Source organism: Wolbachia endosymbiont (group B) of Cyclophora punctaria, assembly GCF_964028235.1.
Lineage (GTDB): Bacteria > Pseudomonadota > Alphaproteobacteria > Rickettsiales > Anaplasmataceae > Wolbachia.
Map to the genome: position 1 here is coordinate 176,640 of NZ_OZ034749.1, position 15,388 is coordinate 192,027.

At 33.6% G+C, this 15,388-nt stretch carries 16 protein-coding genes; 6 read left to right on the top strand and 10 right to left on the bottom strand.

All coding sequences use genetic code 11. From position 1 onward, the window contains the following. Positions 1–84: 84 nt before the first annotated feature. The 3 genes from tsaD to ABWU33_RS00965 all read right to left on the bottom strand — a co-directional run bounded on the left by tsaD (position 85) and on the right by ABWU33_RS00965 (position 3,508). The gene (gene tsaD, locus ABWU33_RS00955) at positions 85–1,095 is read right to left on the bottom strand and encodes a tRNA (adenosine(37)-N6)-threonylcarbamoyltransferase complex transferase subunit TsaD (protein WP_211907531.1); all 1,011 of its coding nucleotides are present in this window, start codon (positions 1,093–1,095) and stop codon (positions 85–87) included. A 71-nt stretch (positions 1,096–1,166) separates the two neighbouring features. Then, positions 1,167–1,904: a hypothetical protein gene (locus ABWU33_RS00960; protein ID WP_353280844.1), complete on the bottom strand. Its 738-nt coding sequence runs from the start codon at positions 1,902–1,904 to the stop codon at positions 1,167–1,169. A 176-nt stretch (positions 1,905–2,080) separates the two neighbouring features. Next, positions 2,081–3,508: a sensor histidine kinase gene (locus ABWU33_RS00965; protein WP_211907533.1), complete on the bottom strand. Its 1,428-nt coding sequence runs from the start codon at positions 3,506–3,508 to the stop codon at positions 2,081–2,083. Positions 3,509–3,572: 64 nt separating this feature from the next. On the opposite strand from ABWU33_RS00965, the gene ABWU33_RS00970 reads away from it, so the two are divergent. Beyond that, positions 3,573–4,742, top strand: coding sequence for an aspartate aminotransferase family protein (locus tag ABWU33_RS00970; RefSeq protein ID WP_353280846.1), 1,170 nt, complete (start codon positions 3,573–3,575; stop codon positions 4,740–4,742). On the opposite strand, the gene ABWU33_RS00975 is transcribed toward ABWU33_RS00970, so the two are convergent. The 3 genes from ABWU33_RS00975 to ABWU33_RS00985 all read right to left on the bottom strand — a co-directional run bounded on the left by ABWU33_RS00975 (position 4,739) and on the right by ABWU33_RS00985 (position 8,194). Beyond that, positions 4,739–5,116, bottom strand: coding sequence for a hypothetical protein (locus ABWU33_RS00975; RefSeq protein WP_353280848.1), 378 nt, complete (start codon positions 5,114–5,116; stop codon positions 4,739–4,741). The genes ABWU33_RS00970 and ABWU33_RS00975 overlap by 4 nt on opposite strands. Positions 5,117–5,684: 568 nt before the next feature. Then, on the bottom strand, positions 5,685–6,638 hold the full coding sequence (locus tag ABWU33_RS00980; protein ID WP_353280849.1) for a hypothetical protein: 954 nt from the start codon (positions 6,636–6,638) through the stop codon (positions 5,685–5,687). Beyond that, the gene (locus ABWU33_RS00985; protein ID WP_353280851.1) at positions 6,572–8,194 is read right to left on the bottom strand and encodes a DEAD/DEAH box helicase; all 1,623 of its coding nucleotides are present in this window, start codon (positions 8,192–8,194) and stop codon (positions 6,572–6,574) included. Before ABWU33_RS00985 ends, ABWU33_RS00980 begins: the two co-directional genes overlap by 67 nt. A gap of 83 nt (positions 8,195–8,277) precedes the next feature. Here ABWU33_RS00985 and ABWU33_RS00990 point away from each other — a divergent pair, with 83 nt between their 5' ends. Continuing rightward, a complete protein-coding gene (locus ABWU33_RS00990; RefSeq protein ID WP_353280344.1) occupies positions 8,278–8,577 on the top strand; it encodes a transposase in 300 nt (99 codons plus the stop codon). Beyond that, the gene (locus ABWU33_RS00995; RefSeq protein ID WP_353273672.1) at positions 8,553–9,431 is read left to right on the top strand and encodes an IS3 family transposase; all 879 of its coding nucleotides are present in this window, start codon (positions 8,553–8,555) and stop codon (positions 9,429–9,431) included. The genes ABWU33_RS00990 and ABWU33_RS00995 overlap by 25 nt, the downstream gene beginning before the upstream one ends. Here ABWU33_RS00995 and ABWU33_RS01000 read toward each other — a convergent pair. Further along, on the bottom strand, positions 9,426–9,662 hold the full coding sequence (locus tag ABWU33_RS01000) for a hypothetical protein (RefSeq protein ID WP_353280853.1): 237 nt from the start codon (positions 9,660–9,662) through the stop codon (positions 9,426–9,428). The genes ABWU33_RS00995 and ABWU33_RS01000 overlap by 6 nt on opposite strands. Before the next feature lie 97 nt (positions 9,663–9,759). On the opposite strand from ABWU33_RS01000, the gene rimM reads away from it, so the two are divergent. From rimM to ABWU33_RS01015, 3 genes are read left to right on the top strand one after another with little or no spacing between them, the layout of a single operon-like run. After that, positions 9,760–10,260: a ribosome maturation factor RimM gene (gene rimM, locus ABWU33_RS01005; RefSeq protein WP_006014540.1), complete on the top strand. Its 501-nt coding sequence runs from the start codon at positions 9,760–9,762 to the stop codon at positions 10,258–10,260. Positions 10,261–10,319: 59 nt separating this feature from the next. Next, positions 10,320–10,886 carry an elongation factor P gene (efp, locus tag ABWU33_RS01010; protein WP_211907535.1) on the top strand — a complete coding sequence of 189 codons (567 nt, stop codon included), beginning with the start codon at positions 10,320–10,322 and terminating at the stop codon, positions 10,884–10,886. Beyond that, entirely contained in the window at positions 10,887–11,579 is a 693-nt protein-coding gene (locus ABWU33_RS01015) for an inositol monophosphatase family protein (protein WP_211907536.1), read from the top strand. A 321-nt stretch (positions 11,580–11,900) separates the two neighbouring features. Here ABWU33_RS01015 and hemA read toward each other — a convergent pair whose 3' ends face one another. The 3 genes from hemA to ABWU33_RS01030 form a co-directional block, all read right to left on the bottom strand. Further along, positions 11,901–13,097 carry a 5-aminolevulinate synthase gene (hemA, locus tag ABWU33_RS01020; protein WP_211908736.1) on the bottom strand — a complete coding sequence of 399 codons (1,197 nt, stop codon included), beginning with the start codon at positions 13,095–13,097 and terminating at the stop codon, positions 11,901–11,903. Between the two features lie 64 nt (positions 13,098–13,161). After that, the gene (locus tag ABWU33_RS01025; protein WP_264337737.1) at positions 13,162–14,994 is read right to left on the bottom strand and encodes an ankyrin repeat domain-containing protein; all 1,833 of its coding nucleotides are present in this window, start codon (positions 14,992–14,994) and stop codon (positions 13,162–13,164) included. Between the two features lie 152 nt (positions 14,995–15,146). Beyond that, positions 15,147–15,308, bottom strand: coding sequence for a hypothetical protein (locus ABWU33_RS01030; RefSeq protein ID WP_353280856.1), 162 nt, complete (start codon positions 15,306–15,308; stop codon positions 15,147–15,149). Positions 15,309–15,388 lie beyond the last annotated feature (80 nt).

Below are 15,388 nucleotides of genomic sequence, written 5' to 3' on the forward strand. Positions count from 1 at the left end.
TAAGGCTTTAGTAGATACCACTGTAATTTTTAAGCCTACAAAAATTCACCAGCGGCCGCATTATATAGTAGATAATTTTTTGTGCTAGTAATATTTTTCTAATTCCCACTTTTGCCTTGGTGCAAAGTCAAGAGAGTCTACATAGTTTCTCTGTAACCTTTCAATTCCTGTCCATCCAACCATCACTGCATTGTCTGTACATAAATTGCTTGGAGGAGAAAGCACGTTCAAGTCTATGTGCTTTTTTAATCTCTCTTTCAGGAAATTATTTGCTGCAACTCCACCAGTAATTACAAAATCATTGATTTTAATATTTAAAGATACAGCGATACCAATAGCATTTCTGACTCTATCAAGTAATATGTCGCTAATACACTCTTGAAACGAAGCACACATATCACACACATCCTGTTCACTCATTACAAATTCTCGTGCTAAGTTTTTTACCGCTGTTTTAATTCCAGAAAATGAAAAGTCACATCCAGAACGTTTTATCATTGCTCTTGGCAGCTTAAATCTCATACCATCACCTTTTTTAGCTAACTCTTCAATTAATGGACCTCCTGGATAGCTTAGACCCAGCATCTTAGCGACTTTGTCAAATGCTTCTCCTAATGAGTCATCAAGCGTTTCTCCAAGTTTGATGTATTTACCTACATCCTGTGCAATTAAAAATTGGCAGTGACCACCTGATATCAGCAGGACTAAAAACGGAAATTTAACCTCATATAGTAGCCTAACAACTAACGCATGTGCTTCTAAGTGATTAACTGCAATAAACGGTTTTTGTGTTACGTGTGCAATTGCTTTAGCTATCATTGTACCAACTATTAATCCACCTATGAGTCCTGGTCCTGATGTTGCTGCAATTGCATCCAAATCACAAAAATTAAGGTTATATTTTTCCATAGCACTTTTTATTAAACCACTTAAATGCTTCATATGAGCACGTGAAGCTATTTCAGGTATTACCCCACCGCGTTTTTTGTGCTCCTCCTGAGAAAGAATTTCGTGAGCAAGGACTTGCTTATTACTATTTACAATTGCTGCTGCAGTTTCATCACAGCTTGTTTCAACAGCTAATATAGTTTTCATATATATTTGAACTCTTTAATTGTGAGAACTATAACTTGAAATGTTGAAGAAGTGAACTTTGTTCTGTTAAGCTAATTATCATCTCCAAATATAGAACCAATTTTTTTACTCCCAGAGGAAAATTTATTAGTCCAACTGCTTTGTACTTTGTTTATATCTTTAAAGGCAGTTTTATCGCTATATTCCTTTACTTCTTTATCTATTCTCTCCATTATTTGTAGATCCAGGTAGCTCTTTTTCCATTGGTTAGTAGCAAGAAATACTTTATTTAAATCTTGAGTGCGAATTAGATATTCTTTATCTTTAGGATAAACTTCCTGAGCCCAAGCAAACAGCTCAAAATAGCGTGCGAATAACTCAGACGCACGTGATTTTGGAGTTTGATAAGCTTGTATCTCTTCAAATATAATTTGACCAATAATTTTTTGTACCAGAATATTTGACTGCTTTAAGTTCTGCTCAATATCCTGATAAACTTTATAGAGAAATTCTTGCTCTAAGCTTAAGTTCAGTTCATTTTCAACCATATGTGAAAGTTCATGTACTATGATGTAAGGATTTGACCTTCTTAGCACAATAACATACTTATTTAAACCAGAAGAACGAATTGTCTTACACACTCCCTCTTCCATATCCAATAATCCTTCTTGATATATTTCAAACGAGAGTCTATTTTGCTTTATTAGTGACAAAGTGAGGTTTAATGTATTTCTAAACTTCTCAAATTGATAGAGATATTTGACATATTGTATTACGTTTTCACTATTTCCTACTTGAGTTGCTTGTTTTATTAAGTTCCTGATTAGCATGCTTCATTATTAAAGGAATTTTCTTTATGCTCAAGAATTATAAAGTGTTTTCAGGAAGTATAGCTAAAAAAGTTTAATTTACTTACATTCCGCTACTTATTATTAGCCAAGAGGTATCACGTCAGTATGACTTAGGAATGTGCTAGATATAAAAGTGTAATATCAAATATATTTTACTAAAAATCAATCAACTTTTCACATGTTTGCTCTTCATAAAAGAAGCTCAATGTTATCGTAGTACCAAGTTTTGCTTCACTTTGAATGTTGAAAGTCCCACCCATTAACTCTACTAATTTCTTGCTTAGAGGTAATCCGATACCTGTGCCTTCGTTTCTATATCCCGAATCTGCTTGGCCAAAAACGGACATAACTTTATATATGTCCTGCTGCATTATCCCTATTCCATTATCATGAAACTCAATAGTTAATAAATTTTTTTCTATATTCTCTTTAATAATCATTCTTATTAAACCACCTTGAGGAGTGAACTTGATTGCATTTGATAACAAATTTATTATAACTTGCTTCATTCTTTTGGGATCGGCGATAACTAATAATTGTTTATCAGATATCTCTTTCTTTAAACTAATACCTGTTTCTTTTAGTTTAGGTGATAACATTTTTAAGCACGAATCTATTATCTTATTCAGATTAAACTTCACTTTCTCTACTGTTAAACTACTTGATTCAGCTTTAGAAAAATCGAGCACATCATTAATCAAAGCAAGTAAATGTGTACCAGCATTATATATATCGTCTACGTATTCCTTGTATTCAGAGTGATCTACCGAACCTAAAGTTTCATTTTTGATCAACTTTGCAAATCCAATAATAGCATTAAGAGGTGTACGCAACTCATGTGTAACACTTGCAAAAAATTTTATCTTATTTGCATTTTCTTGCTCTAATGCCTCTTTAACCCTTTGTAATTCAATATTAGTTTTATGCTGCTTGGCTAGCATTTGGGTGTTGGAAAAGTGCAAATAAAGCATTATTAGTATTAAGATAACCAGTAATAAGCCAATTAATATTGAAAATAGACTATATACCATAATATAAGAGTCATTATAGCTTTGAATGATCTTCAAAAAAAATGAAGGCTTAATGTCATCTTCATGAAATATAGGGAAAGTAGAAGTTAATGTATTTCCTGTAGCGTAAAATATTTCTTGATTGCTTAGCAATTTATCAATTTCATCATTTGTAAGCAACTGCTCATAGTCATGACCTTGAGTATTAAAATTACTGAAAATTACTCTGGCATTTTGATCATACAGTATTAAGCTAAAATTTCTTACTTTGCTTACTGATTGTAACAATTCAGCACGCAATTTTACCAACTGGTTTATGTAATCAAAACTGTTATATTTAATATGATGTTTTTCTATTAGTAAATAATGATATTTTTTTATTATACTATTTTCCAATAGATCTTTTAAGTTTGCATTTGAATTACGGTAAAAAGAAAGAAAATTATTCTTTAATGAATAATTGCGATATATTGTGCCCAATAAAACCACAAAAATTAATAAGAATAGCGAGATAATTTTTGTATATCTATTTGTTTTTAGTGTAGTAAACATTAATTTACTTAATTTATACATATTCTTCTCATTGTGAAATAACGTCTTTTATGGTATTAATAAAAAATTAGCATATCATACTTTTATGACAATTTCTCCTATCTTGCCAGTTTATTCTCCTACTAACATAAATTTTTCTTATGGCAAAGGTATTTACTTGTATGATATCGATAATAAGCGCTATATAGATTTTCACTCTGGAATAGCTGTTAGCAGTTTAGGTCATGCCAACCCACGATTAACTGATGTCCTAAAATTACAAGGAGAAAAACTATGGCATATATCAAATACCTATAATATATCTACTGCCAACAAATTTGCAGAAAATTTAATAAACAACAGCTTTGCTAATACTGTATTTTTTGCAAATTCTGGATCAGAAGCAGTGGAATGTGGACTTAAAATCGCTAGGGCCTATCAAAATGGAAAAGGTAATAAAAATCGCTATAGAATTCTAACATTTCATGGTGCATTTCATGGAAGGACATTTTTAACTTGTGCAACAAACGATAGACAGAAATTTTCTGAATTACTGAATCCTTATATTGACTGGTGTGATAACATAGAGCCCAATATTGAGAGTGTAAAGAAAGCAATTTCTAATGGCATAGGTGTTATATTAATAGAACCAATACAGGGACAAGGTGGTATTAAAGTAATGAGTGAAGTCTTCATGAAAGAGCTAAGAGAACTATGTAACGAAAACGACATACTGCTATTTTTTGATTGCGTTCAGTGCGGTGCTGGCAGGACAGGAAAGTTATTTGCATATGAACACATAGGAATTAAGCCTGACATATGTGCTCTTGCAAAAGGAATAGGAGGAGGTTTCCCTCTGGGGGCTTGTCTTGCAACTGAAAAGGTTGCTAAGTACATGGCGGTCGGTATGCATGGTTCTACTTTTGGTGGTAATCCACTTGCAACTTCAGTAGGTAATGCTGTATTGGATGAATTGCTCAGCCCTGGCTTCTTAGAAAATGTTGAAGTTAGAGGTAAGTCTTTAAAAAACAAACTAGAGGACTTAGCAAGCAAGTTTCCAATGATAGAAGAAGTGAGAGGGAAAGGGTTGATGCTAGGAATAAAAGTAAAAATGAATAACCAAAAATTTGCAGAAGAGCTAAGTCAACGTGGTTTACTTACTGTTGGAGTAACATCAGATAATGTTCTGAGAATCTTGCCTCCACTCATTATCACTGAAAAAGAGATTGATGAAGGCATTGAAATCCTCACTCAGTATTTATCTGAAAAGTTCTAGTTAAAAATTAAACCTTCCTGCTCACTAGTTGTTGGCTGTATCAAAATTGCAGATAAAGCAGTAGCTACAACTTTATCAGCTACTTCATTTGTACACTTTGCCTTTTCCTGTTCTCTTATCAGTGTAAGCTCATTTATATCACTTAGTGAGTCAAATTTTGTTATATCCTCAAATATAAACGATTGCACGATGTCTTTCGGAATATTGAAAAAAGCCGAGTTACCAAGCGATAATGTCATATCTAACAAACTTTTCATTGAGCCGTTTCTCAAAACACATTTAGACAGTTCTCCTAAAAGAATTGGCACTCCAAAAATAAAAAATGCTCCTCTCACTAAATAGGTCGTTATTTCATATAACAATGCACCACACAAGAGTGACAGTGGTCCAAATACTATAAAACCGCAAAGTAAAGGCAATGGTCTGACCTGATGATATTCTACCTATAAGCTCCATTGAAATTATGGACCCAATAAGTAACATAGCTCTACCTAGATATGTCCTTTCTTTAGAGCGTTTGTTAAAGTTTTTCTCACGTAACTTAGAAAAATCATTGTTAACTCTGACTTCAAAAATATTATGGTTGATTTTTAATTTTAGCTCTAAGTCCTCTATTCCATGATGCCACTTATGACACCTTACAATTTCATCAATTATCGTACTAACTTGATTATTGATTTTGTATAATTTGCTTTCTTAATATAAGTTGCCTTGATAATATTTTTCTCTCAAGTCTACACAATTTAAATTCTTTAAATCACATAAAAAATCTTCGATTTCTTGTGCCATTTTATTAGCATCATCTTTGTAGCCTACAGCTTTCAAAATTGTTACCAAGTGTTTATTTTCAATTTGAGCAATTGTTCTATCTAATGCACGTATATATTGCTTGGATTGAAAATATGAGATGATTTTTTCTTTACATCTATCCTCATTGCCTTCTTACAAACTATTTCTTTTGAAACTGCTGTCATGTTCTTTGGCAATTTCTAATGCATGAACCAATACATTTTGCGCCTTCACACTACTTTCACAGTGACAGTTTCTGATTATGTGTACATACGCTCTTGCACTGGTATCTCCAGATTTATCTATATTGTACGCTTTAGCCAAAAAGACTAAATAGTCAAACCCTGCCCAAAGATAATACATTACCTTTGTTATAGCACTCCCCACAGAAAATAAAGCTGAGCGTGTGCAAGATAATTTACCGTTGTTTTTAATTCTGTTCTCATATGAACGAAGGTATGCCTCTGTACTTTTTAAAATCCTATGTGAATCTTGTTCTGTCTTTTTGACATCAAAATCATTTATATCATGAACTTTTTCATACATTTCTTTTATCAAATCACTAGAAAACTTCTTCAGAGCTGAATCATCAATATTTCCTAATGCATCAATATTTTTACTAATATAGATTTCTATTTTTCTTCCAAGTTCTTCTCCCATTCTATTTTTTAGCAACTTATTGTATTTATTAGTAGCTGGAAACAAAACTTTCTGACAAAATTTCTGTGGTTCGTTTTTAAAATTTGCTAAGATCTTATTCACAAATAGCTCAACTTTTTCACCTGCAGCAGCGAAAAACCATGATTGTCTGCTCTCATTACGCTCTCTATTTCTTCCAAGATTCTGTAGGGCTTCAGATGGATTATTGAACTGACTAACCGAATCTGCAAATATTGATGCAACATGATTATATTCACTATCAAATCCACGACCTTTCGATCCATCTATAACCGTTGTCAACGCATATTTAGCCAATGAATCAAAATCTCTTTTTTCATAATCACAATAAAGAGCTCGATATTTACCTATTTGATTACGTATTATCGCTGAAAAGGGTCTATTTTCTCCAATACCAAGATCATTTTCCCAATTCCTGCAAAGATACATTTATTTTGTTTGCAGAAATCAATGAGACTATGTAGTATACCTTCCTCTTTTTCCATGAGGTCATGGAGCTCTTTGCTTAAGCGCCAATTATCAACTATTAAGCTGCATTGCTCATTATCACTTTTACTCAGTGCTTCAATTACTGTCTTTATTTGCAGTAAGAGCTCATCTCTAGCAAATTGCTCACTAAAGCCTTTTCTCTCTAGGTAGCTTATAATATTGTTATCATTAGTGGTGCTAACATTCTTTTTAACATCTTCTATCAATTCACTCAAACCTTCTCTTCTTTTTTTATCTAAGGTAATATTATCACACTTCATTAAATATAAGAGAGTAAGATCGATCATTGAATGCATTACTCTATATTTTAGATATTCAGCAGTACTACTGAAATCCACCTTTTCTTTTAATTCAGATATCTGCTCTTCTGTCAAACTAGGATGTTGCTTTTTAACGCAGTTTATAAAGTTTAATTGACGTAATTGGAGCCTGTAGTCTTGATATGACATTCCTTCAGGCTGAAATTTATTATACACTTTATAACGTGTACTACCTTCATATACTAAATTATCTCTACCCTGCAACGCAAAGTTAAGGTTAACTATACTATTTACATCATCAACTAAAAGCAGAGCACTTTCTCCAATTGGGCTTTGCACATTCCATCTTATAGAAGTTAATAAATCATTGTTATCGACAAGTTTACTGTAATTAAAAACTTCTTCGCTTTCTTCAACATACTCATGAGCTGGACTGGATTTTTCTCTAGTAAATAAGCTACGCACGTTAGCAAGAAATCTAGAGAGCAGTTCTCTTGATTCCACTCCAGTTGATTTAGTTAGCACCCACCAAACTGGCAACACTACCATACCAAATATAAACATAGAAATTGTATAGTATAGCTGCCCAATCAAAGCAGAATACAGCCAATAATCTGAAGTGAAACCAATTACGGCAGCAACATTACTATTTATAATAGGAAACAATATAGCTAAAGATATGATGGAGGTAGCAATGTTCACTACAAGTGCTTGATTGAAATTTGTTATCCTATTGGTTTTTGCAATAACACTTGCTGTTTCGATGGCGTTTGCAATACAACGTCTACTCAATCTTGTCGGGCTGATAACTTTTCCGCATCTATTTAAAATCCTTCTCTTTGGTGTTGCAGTGAGGTAAGTCGTAGGATATTTCTCATCAAGCTTGCACATGTTCTCAAAATCCTGCTGCTTGTTAATACTGTCTGCTTCATCAACACTAATCCACAACTTGGTATTTTGGTCTTTAAATTTACGATCATTTTCTTGCTGTAATAACAGGTCATGTGTCACTATAATTGTTGTAGGTTTAGTTGCCTTCAGTGCATTTTTAATTTCCTCAGCAGTTTTAGGTGTCCTAATGTTTACAGTAAATGCACTGCTCATCATTTTTTTAGCTTGATTCACTAGGTCACTACTTGGTACTGCAACCAGATGATGAAATCCTGCTTGGGCTAGTACATGACTCAGTATTCCAATGTCGTAAGTCTTACCAAATCCAGTTTCTGCATCGATCATACATTGACCTTACCCAGAAAAAGTAGACAGAAAGTTAAGACGTTTTTGAAGTAAAATAAAACGTTTTTTCAAAGAGGTGTGGTATGACAAAAAGAAAAGAATATACAGCAGAATTCAAAATTGAAGCTATAAGACTAGTAAAAGAAACAGGTCAATCATCAGCAAAAATAGCAAGAGATTTGGGTATTAGCGGTGATTCATTAAGCAGATGGGTAAAAACATACAATGATAGAATGTCTGGAGTAGATGCGTTTCCAGGAAAAGGGAAAGTAGCTCATTGTGACAAAGAAAAGTTTTATTTAAAGAAAGAGCTGGCAAGAGTAACGAGGGAAAGAGACATTTTAAAAAAAGCCCTGGGATATTTTGCAAACCAAAAAGAGTAAAATATTCTTTTATAAAAGAACATGAAAACTGCTATAAAATACGGGAATTATGCAGATTTTTGAACGTATCTGCTTGTGGTTATTATAAATGGATTACTAAGGAAAAAAACAACAAAAAATCAATAAGAGAAGAGCTCATACAAGATATTCAGAAGGTATATCGAGCATCACAATGCAGATACGGAGCTCCTAAAATTCACGCTGAATTAAAGGCTTTAGGTAAAAATTATAACATCAAAACAGTGCAAAATGTTATGCAGAAAAATGGCATTCAAGCTAAGCTTAGACGAAAGTTTAAAAGTAAAAAACCACAAATAGACAATAGAGTTATAACTCCTAACATATTAAATCAGAATTTCATCGCTGATCAACCTAACAAGATATGGGTAACTGATATTACGTACATAAAAACTAATGAAGGATGGTTATATTTGGCAGCAATAATAGATTTATATTCACGCATGGTGATTGGCTGGTCAATGAGTAATGCAGTAAATAGGCAATTAGTTATAGATGCGTTATTCATGGCTATTGGTAGGCGCAAATCTGCTAAAAATCTACTATTTCATAGCGATCAAGGATCGCAATACACCTCTAAAAATTATCAATTTTTACTAAGTACAAAAAATATTACTTCTAGTATGAGTCACAAAGGTTGTTGTTATGATAATGCTGTTTCAGAGAGCTTTTTTAGTTCACTTAAGAGAGAGTTACTCATTGATACTTCACAACACTCTGCACAACAAGCTAAAACCGCAATATTTGAATATATAGAAATTTTTTACAATAAACAGCGTAGACATTCTACTATTAACTATTGCATTCCTGAGCTTTTTGATTCATCATTCTCATAGCAAAAACGTCTTAACTTTCTGTCTACTTTTTCTGGGTAAGGTCACATTACAGTTAGCAATGGAAGGGTTTTTGAGATGTTCCAATATCCCTTTAACAACAGATTTACGACGTGCTACTATTATAGATTCCTTTGTATCATCAAGTTTTATAGATTCACCTTTTAGCTTGCAGTTGATTTTTTCTAAGCTACTTATAATACTTTGCCTTTCTTGATTACTGATAGAACTCACACATTACCCGCTATAATTATTACAATATTAATTGTATGTTAATTCAATAAATTGCCAATTCTATGGACAAAAAGCTGATTTCAACTATCATATTAATATGAATATATGCCTCGGAATAATTACTTCTCCCCATGGAATCAAAGGAGCTGTCAAAATAAAAACCTTTACTGAAAAGCCCGAAAATATTTTCCTATATGGTGAACTAATAATCGGAAGTGAAAATTATAAAATAAGCTTGGTGTCTGTTGTCAGTAATAATTTAGTAATAGCAACAATTAGCGGTGTGAATTCCCGTAATGAAGCAGAGCTTTTAAGAAATAAAAAGTTATATATAGAAAGAGATAAGCTACCACAGTTAAATGATGAGGATGAATTTTACCAAGATGATCTTGTGAATATGGAAGTAAGACTAGAGAGTAATGAATTATATGGCTATGTGAAGTCTGTGAATAATTTCGGCTCGGGGGATATATTAGAAATTTTGGTTATCAGCACAAAAAAAAACATTATGTTATCTTTTACTAAAGAAGTATTTCCATACATCAACATGAAGGAAAGGTATATAGTAATCAACATGCCAGAATTCATTGGCCAATAAAAATTTTGATATTTGTATAAAGTGATTTATAATAATCAGACCAAATTAAAAGTGTAATTATGGCAGAAAGGGCTAATGATATCAGGCCAGGTCAGGTACTAGAACATAACGGTGGATTGTTTTTGGTTGTAAGTATTATGCATACTCAACCTGGTAAAGGTGGTGCATATATACAAGCTGAAATGAAAAATATCCAAACAGGAGCAAAGTACTATGAGAGGTTTCGCTCTGATGCAACAATCAGAAGGGCAATTTTAGATGAAGAGGAATATGTTTATCTCTTTACTGAAGGGAATATCGTAAATCTTATGCATCCAAGTAGTTACGAGCAGATTGTTATAAATTTAGACTTATTAGGGGAAAAGAAGGCTTATTTGCAAGATAATATGAAAATTAAAGTAGTAACTTATCAAGATAAAATAATTTCTGCACATGTGCCTGATCACGTTACACTAACTGTAAAAGAGACAGAGTCTGTTATCAAAGGTCAGACTGTTACTGCTTCTTATAAGCCTGCAATTTTGGAAAACGGAATACGTGTTAACGTGCCTCAATTTATAAAAGAAGGGGATAAAATTGTATTACATACTCTTGATAACAGCTATTACGAAAGAGTAAAAGAGTAAATGGCCATTTCATCACCACGAATCAATGTGATGCTTGATTCTGTACGCAGTGCCTCCAAGCAGCTTATACGTGATTTTAATGAATTGCAAATTTCAAGCGTTAAGTCAGCAGACTTTATCAATAAAACTTATTCGAAATCCAAGCAACTTATGTACGATTGCTTGAAAAACTACAACCAGAACTATGACTTTATTTTTGAAGACAATGTAGGCCAAGATCTAAAAGAAGGCAGTTATACTTGGTTTATTATGCCTATAGAAGGCAAGGAAAACCTTTTTAGTTGTATGGTTTATTTTGCAGTATCAGTTTGTCTCATTCATAAAAACAGAGTTGTAGCAGCTGTGATTGATGCTCCAGCCCTTAGAGAAACTTTCTGGGCAGAGGAAAAGAAAGGAGCTTTTCTTGAAGATTTCAAATCTCGCCATGTAAAAATGCGGATGAAAGCTCGTGAAGGGGGAATAATAGACATAAGTGGTAATTTGTTAAATAAATTACCACTTGACAATAATAATCTACGCTCCCTTGGCTCAACGGTACTAGGTTTTGCATATCTTGCTGCCGGAAGATACAATGGAATAATTTACTCTGGAATTAATAAATATAAAACTTCACTCGGTAGGCTTTTTCTGCAAGAAAGCGGTGGGAGATTAAGGGAAGATAACGCGCTTGTCATTGCTGGAGATATAAACTAAAGTTCATTCAAAAGAGCAAAAGTCACGTAGTGAAAATAATAAATGGTCTTACCTACCCCTCATTGCAGCAGGGTGGCAAAATAAGATAGACGAGAAAAGACAACTATAGGAACAAATAGGTGTCATTCCAGCACGTGACACTAGAATCCAGATTGTTTAGACTGGATCCTATGGTCAAGCCATAGGATGACAAAAGAGTAAACTTTACCTGTGTGAGCTATAGATCCCAGTGTTAGCTACTTTCATGATAAGAAATAAAGCACTGATTTTGTACATTAACTATGCTTTTAAATAGATACCTTATTCTTGGCAACTTTAAACTCAACAACAGACACAAACAGATAATTTCTCAAAAACTTTTACAAGAGATTTTGTTAAATGCTCTATCATTTCATTTGTATGGTAAGGCGTAGGAGTAATACGGAAGCGCTCAGTCCCCTTTGAAACTGTTGGGTAATTTATATGTTGTACATATATTCCATACTCATCAAATAACAATTTTGATGCTTTTTTGGACAACTCAGGATCGCCAATTATGATTGGAATTATATGAGTTTCTGTTTGCATAAAATTCACTCCTGCGTTTCTCAGTGAGTCTTTTACCTTTTCAACAGACTGCTTTTGCTTCTCTCTTTCAACATTGCTCGATTTTAAATGCTCAACGCTTGCCTTTGCTGCTGCTGCTAAAACGGGTGACATAGCAGTAGTAAAAATAAATCCTGGGGCTGAACTTCTTATTACATCCACCAAGCTCTTTGAAGACGCTATATATCCACCCATCACTCCAAAAGCCTTTGATAATGTACCCTGAATAACAGTTATTCTATCCATCAAACCTTCTCTTTCTGCAATTCCGCCACCGCGCGGTCCATACATGCCAACTGCGTGTACCTCATCCAAATAGGTAATTGCATTATACTGATCTGCTAGATCACATATCGCTTCAAGCGGTGCTACATCACCATCCATTGAGTATACAGATTCAAGTGCTATTATTTTCGGCGTTTTTATATCTATAGACTTTAGCAACTGCTCTAAGTGATCAACATCATTATGCCTAAATATGTGCTTCGGTCTTTTTCCTGATTTTATACCTTCTATCATTGAAGAATGGTTTTTCTCATCTGAAAAAATTACCACGCCCGGAATAACAGACGATAAAGTACTAAGTGTAGTTTGGTTGGCAAGATAGCCACAAGCAAAAGTTAAAGCAGCTTCTTTTTGATGCAAGTCAGCCAAAGACTTCTCGAGCTCAACAACTTCCTTTGTTGTACCTGATATATTTCTTGTTCCTCCAGCACCAACAGATGAATTTTGAATAGCAGCAATGACACTATCGTTTTGTGACATTCCCAGATAATTATTACTGCACCAGACAATAACCTCTCTATTTCTTTCATAATCCATAATATAGGGAAGTTTGCCAGGTAATGACGCAAAATGCGTGAATTCACGATAGCGCCCTTCTTCTTTTATATCTTTGATTTTATTTAAGAATATTTCTTCGTAGTCTACCAAGTTTTTATCTATTAACAACCAATATAATTATAATAAATTATTAAATGATAGACTACTATATTTATTACTTAGACTGACATTCTTCTGTCTGCATAACCTTTTTGACCTGATTATCCTCAACTAAGCTTTTAGGCCTATAGCAGTACGTAATTGTAGCTGCAATAAGACAACAAACTGCAACTGCTATTCCTATTGCTAACATTTCCAAGTAAACTGCAACAGCTGCTCCTAAGGCAATAACAGTTATTGCAAGCGCAGAAGCAGCTACGACATACTTTTTTGTGTTTTGTGGATCATTCTTTAAATTTCTTGGTACGGTTGCTGAATAGCCTAAAAATGACATAAATTCCAAAAATCCCTTATTTCCTCGTTTTTTTGCCATATCTAAAGAGCTTTCTTTCAAAAGAGTATCTAATGGTGTATTAATAATTGGATCATTTTCTAAATACGGGCTTGCACCATTGTCTAGTAGCAATTTTGCAGATTTTTTACGCCCTTCATTTATTTCTCGATTATAAGCTATAACATGCAACGCAGTACCAATATTATTGCTTTGCATATTAACATACCTTTCTTTATCTTCTGCTGCACTTATTAAAATAGCAACTACATCAGGATGGCCATTATCAGCAGCTAAGTGCAGTGCAGTTTCATCATTATTATTCTGTAAATAAAGATCTGCATTGTTTTGTAAAAGTAATTCCACCATTGCCGAATTACCTTCTGCAGAAGCGTACATCAAAGGAGTAAAGTTATACCGATCTTTAGCATCAACTGTTGCGCCACGATCTATTAGCAATTCCGCAACATCTAAATGTCCATAATACACTGCTTCATATAAAGGAGTTACTCCGCTGCCTGTACTACTCACTGAATTAACATTTGCACCGTTATCAAGTAAAAGCTTCACAAAATCTTTATGACCATTTCTAGCAGCTAAATGAAGTGCAGTGTCACCACCTACTTTTGTTTTTGATTTAATCTCAATATTTGCACCACATTCTAGTAAACGCCTGCCAAGCTCAACATTACCTTTTTGTGCTGCAACGTGTAAACGAATAAATCCATCATTATCATAATCTGTGAAACGTTCATTAATATCGTCTAGTAAACTTTCCCTACCAGCTTTTAATTCCTCAGGAATGATAAGTGTTACTTTACCATTTTCATACTCTACTTCACCGTTATGAAATTTAAGTGTGAACTCTAAAATAGCATCAACCCTGCATATTTCCCTATTTGTATCAAGTTCCCTGACAGGCATACTTGGACAATACTGAATATTGAGAGAACCTTGGCTATTATATACAATACTTATCTTTCTATCGTTGGCATGAGGCAAGCTTAGTTTATGCTTAGAGAATATAGGAGAGAGCTGCATTAACAAAGAACCATCATACCCAGCCTGATTGCAACTAGTAATTAACTCTTCCAGTATATAGTCATTTGGAACTTCTGCTTTAGCATATTTAAAAATTTCCGTAAAAACATACTTTGCAAACAGACGTTTATCATCTCCCTCATTATATTTATCATATAACCCTTTAATGAAACTATTATCTATAGTGCGATCATTGATTACAAAAAAATCCGTTCTATATAGGTCTTGATAAGCTGTGTTACCAGACTTTACATCTTCATCATTCTCATTTGCCTTTACTTGACCCAGCAGAGATTGTGTTAGCTGAAATTCTAACGTAGTTACTGCACTAGATTTAGTATCAGAATTATTAACGCCAGATTCCTCTTGACTTTCATTACCTGAATCCTCAGAACGACGGCGCTCTTTTTCCTCTCGTTCTAAAATTTCAAACCCTTCTTCAGTTCCCGAATCCCTAGAATCTGATTTCTTTAAAATTTTGTTTGATTCCTGTGATACAAAATCTGAACCTAACATGTTTTTCCTCCTAATTAGTAGCTAAGCTAAGTGTAGCATTAAATGGCAATTTTGTCAACTTAGCAAGCATCTCTTCGTAGTCCACCAAGTTTTTATCTATTAACAATCAATATAATTATAATAAATTATTAAATGATAGACTACTATATTTATTACTTAGACTGACATTCTTCTGTCTGCATAACCTTTTTGACCTGATTATCCTCAATTAAGCTTTTAGGTCTACAGCAGTATGTAACTGTAGCTGCAATAAGACAACAAGCTGCAACTGCTATTCCTACCGCTAACATTTCCAAGTAAACTGCAACAGCCACCCCTGAAACAATACCGGCTATTGCAAGCGCAGAAGCAGCTACAACATACTTCTTTGTATTTTGACCTTACCCAGAAAAAG

Excerpts from the sequence above, each read along its gene's own strand:
- ABWU33_RS00980 (WP_353280849.1), bottom strand. The coding sequence starts at position 6,638 with ATGTATCTTTGCAGGAATTGGGAAAATGATCTTGGTATTGGAGAAAAT.
- rimM (WP_006014540.1), top strand. The coding sequence starts at position 9,760 with ATGAATATATGCCTCGGAATAATTACTTCTCCCCATGGAATCAAAGGA.
- ABWU33_RS01015 (WP_211907536.1), top strand. The coding sequence starts at position 10,887 with ATGGCCATTTCATCACCACGAATCAATGTGATGCTTGATTCTGTACGC.
- ABWU33_RS00970 (WP_353280846.1), top strand. The coding sequence starts at position 3,573 with ATGACAATTTCTCCTATCTTGCCAGTTTATTCTCCTACTAACATAAAT.
- tsaD (WP_211907531.1), bottom strand. The coding sequence starts at position 1,095 with ATGAAAACTATATTAGCTGTTGAAACAAGCTGTGATGAAACTGCAGCA.
- ABWU33_RS00960 (WP_353280844.1), bottom strand. The coding sequence starts at position 1,904 with ATGCTAATCAGGAACTTAATAAAACAAGCAACTCAAGTAGGAAATAGT.
- ABWU33_RS00965 (WP_211907533.1), bottom strand. The coding sequence starts at position 3,508 with ATGTATAAATTAAGTAAATTAATGTTTACTACACTAAAAACAAATAGA.
- ABWU33_RS00990 (WP_353280344.1), top strand. The coding sequence starts at position 8,278 with ATGACAAAAAGAAAAGAATATACAGCAGAATTCAAAATTGAAGCTATA.
- efp (WP_211907535.1), top strand. The coding sequence starts at position 10,320 with ATGGCAGAAAGGGCTAATGATATCAGGCCAGGTCAGGTACTAGAACAT.
- ABWU33_RS01025 (WP_264337737.1), bottom strand. The coding sequence starts at position 14,994 with ATGTTAGGTTCAGATTTTGTATCACAGGAATCAAACAAAATTTTAAAG.
- ABWU33_RS00985 (WP_353280851.1), bottom strand. The coding sequence starts at position 8,194 with ATGATCGATGCAGAAACTGGATTTGGTAAGACTTACGACATTGGAATA.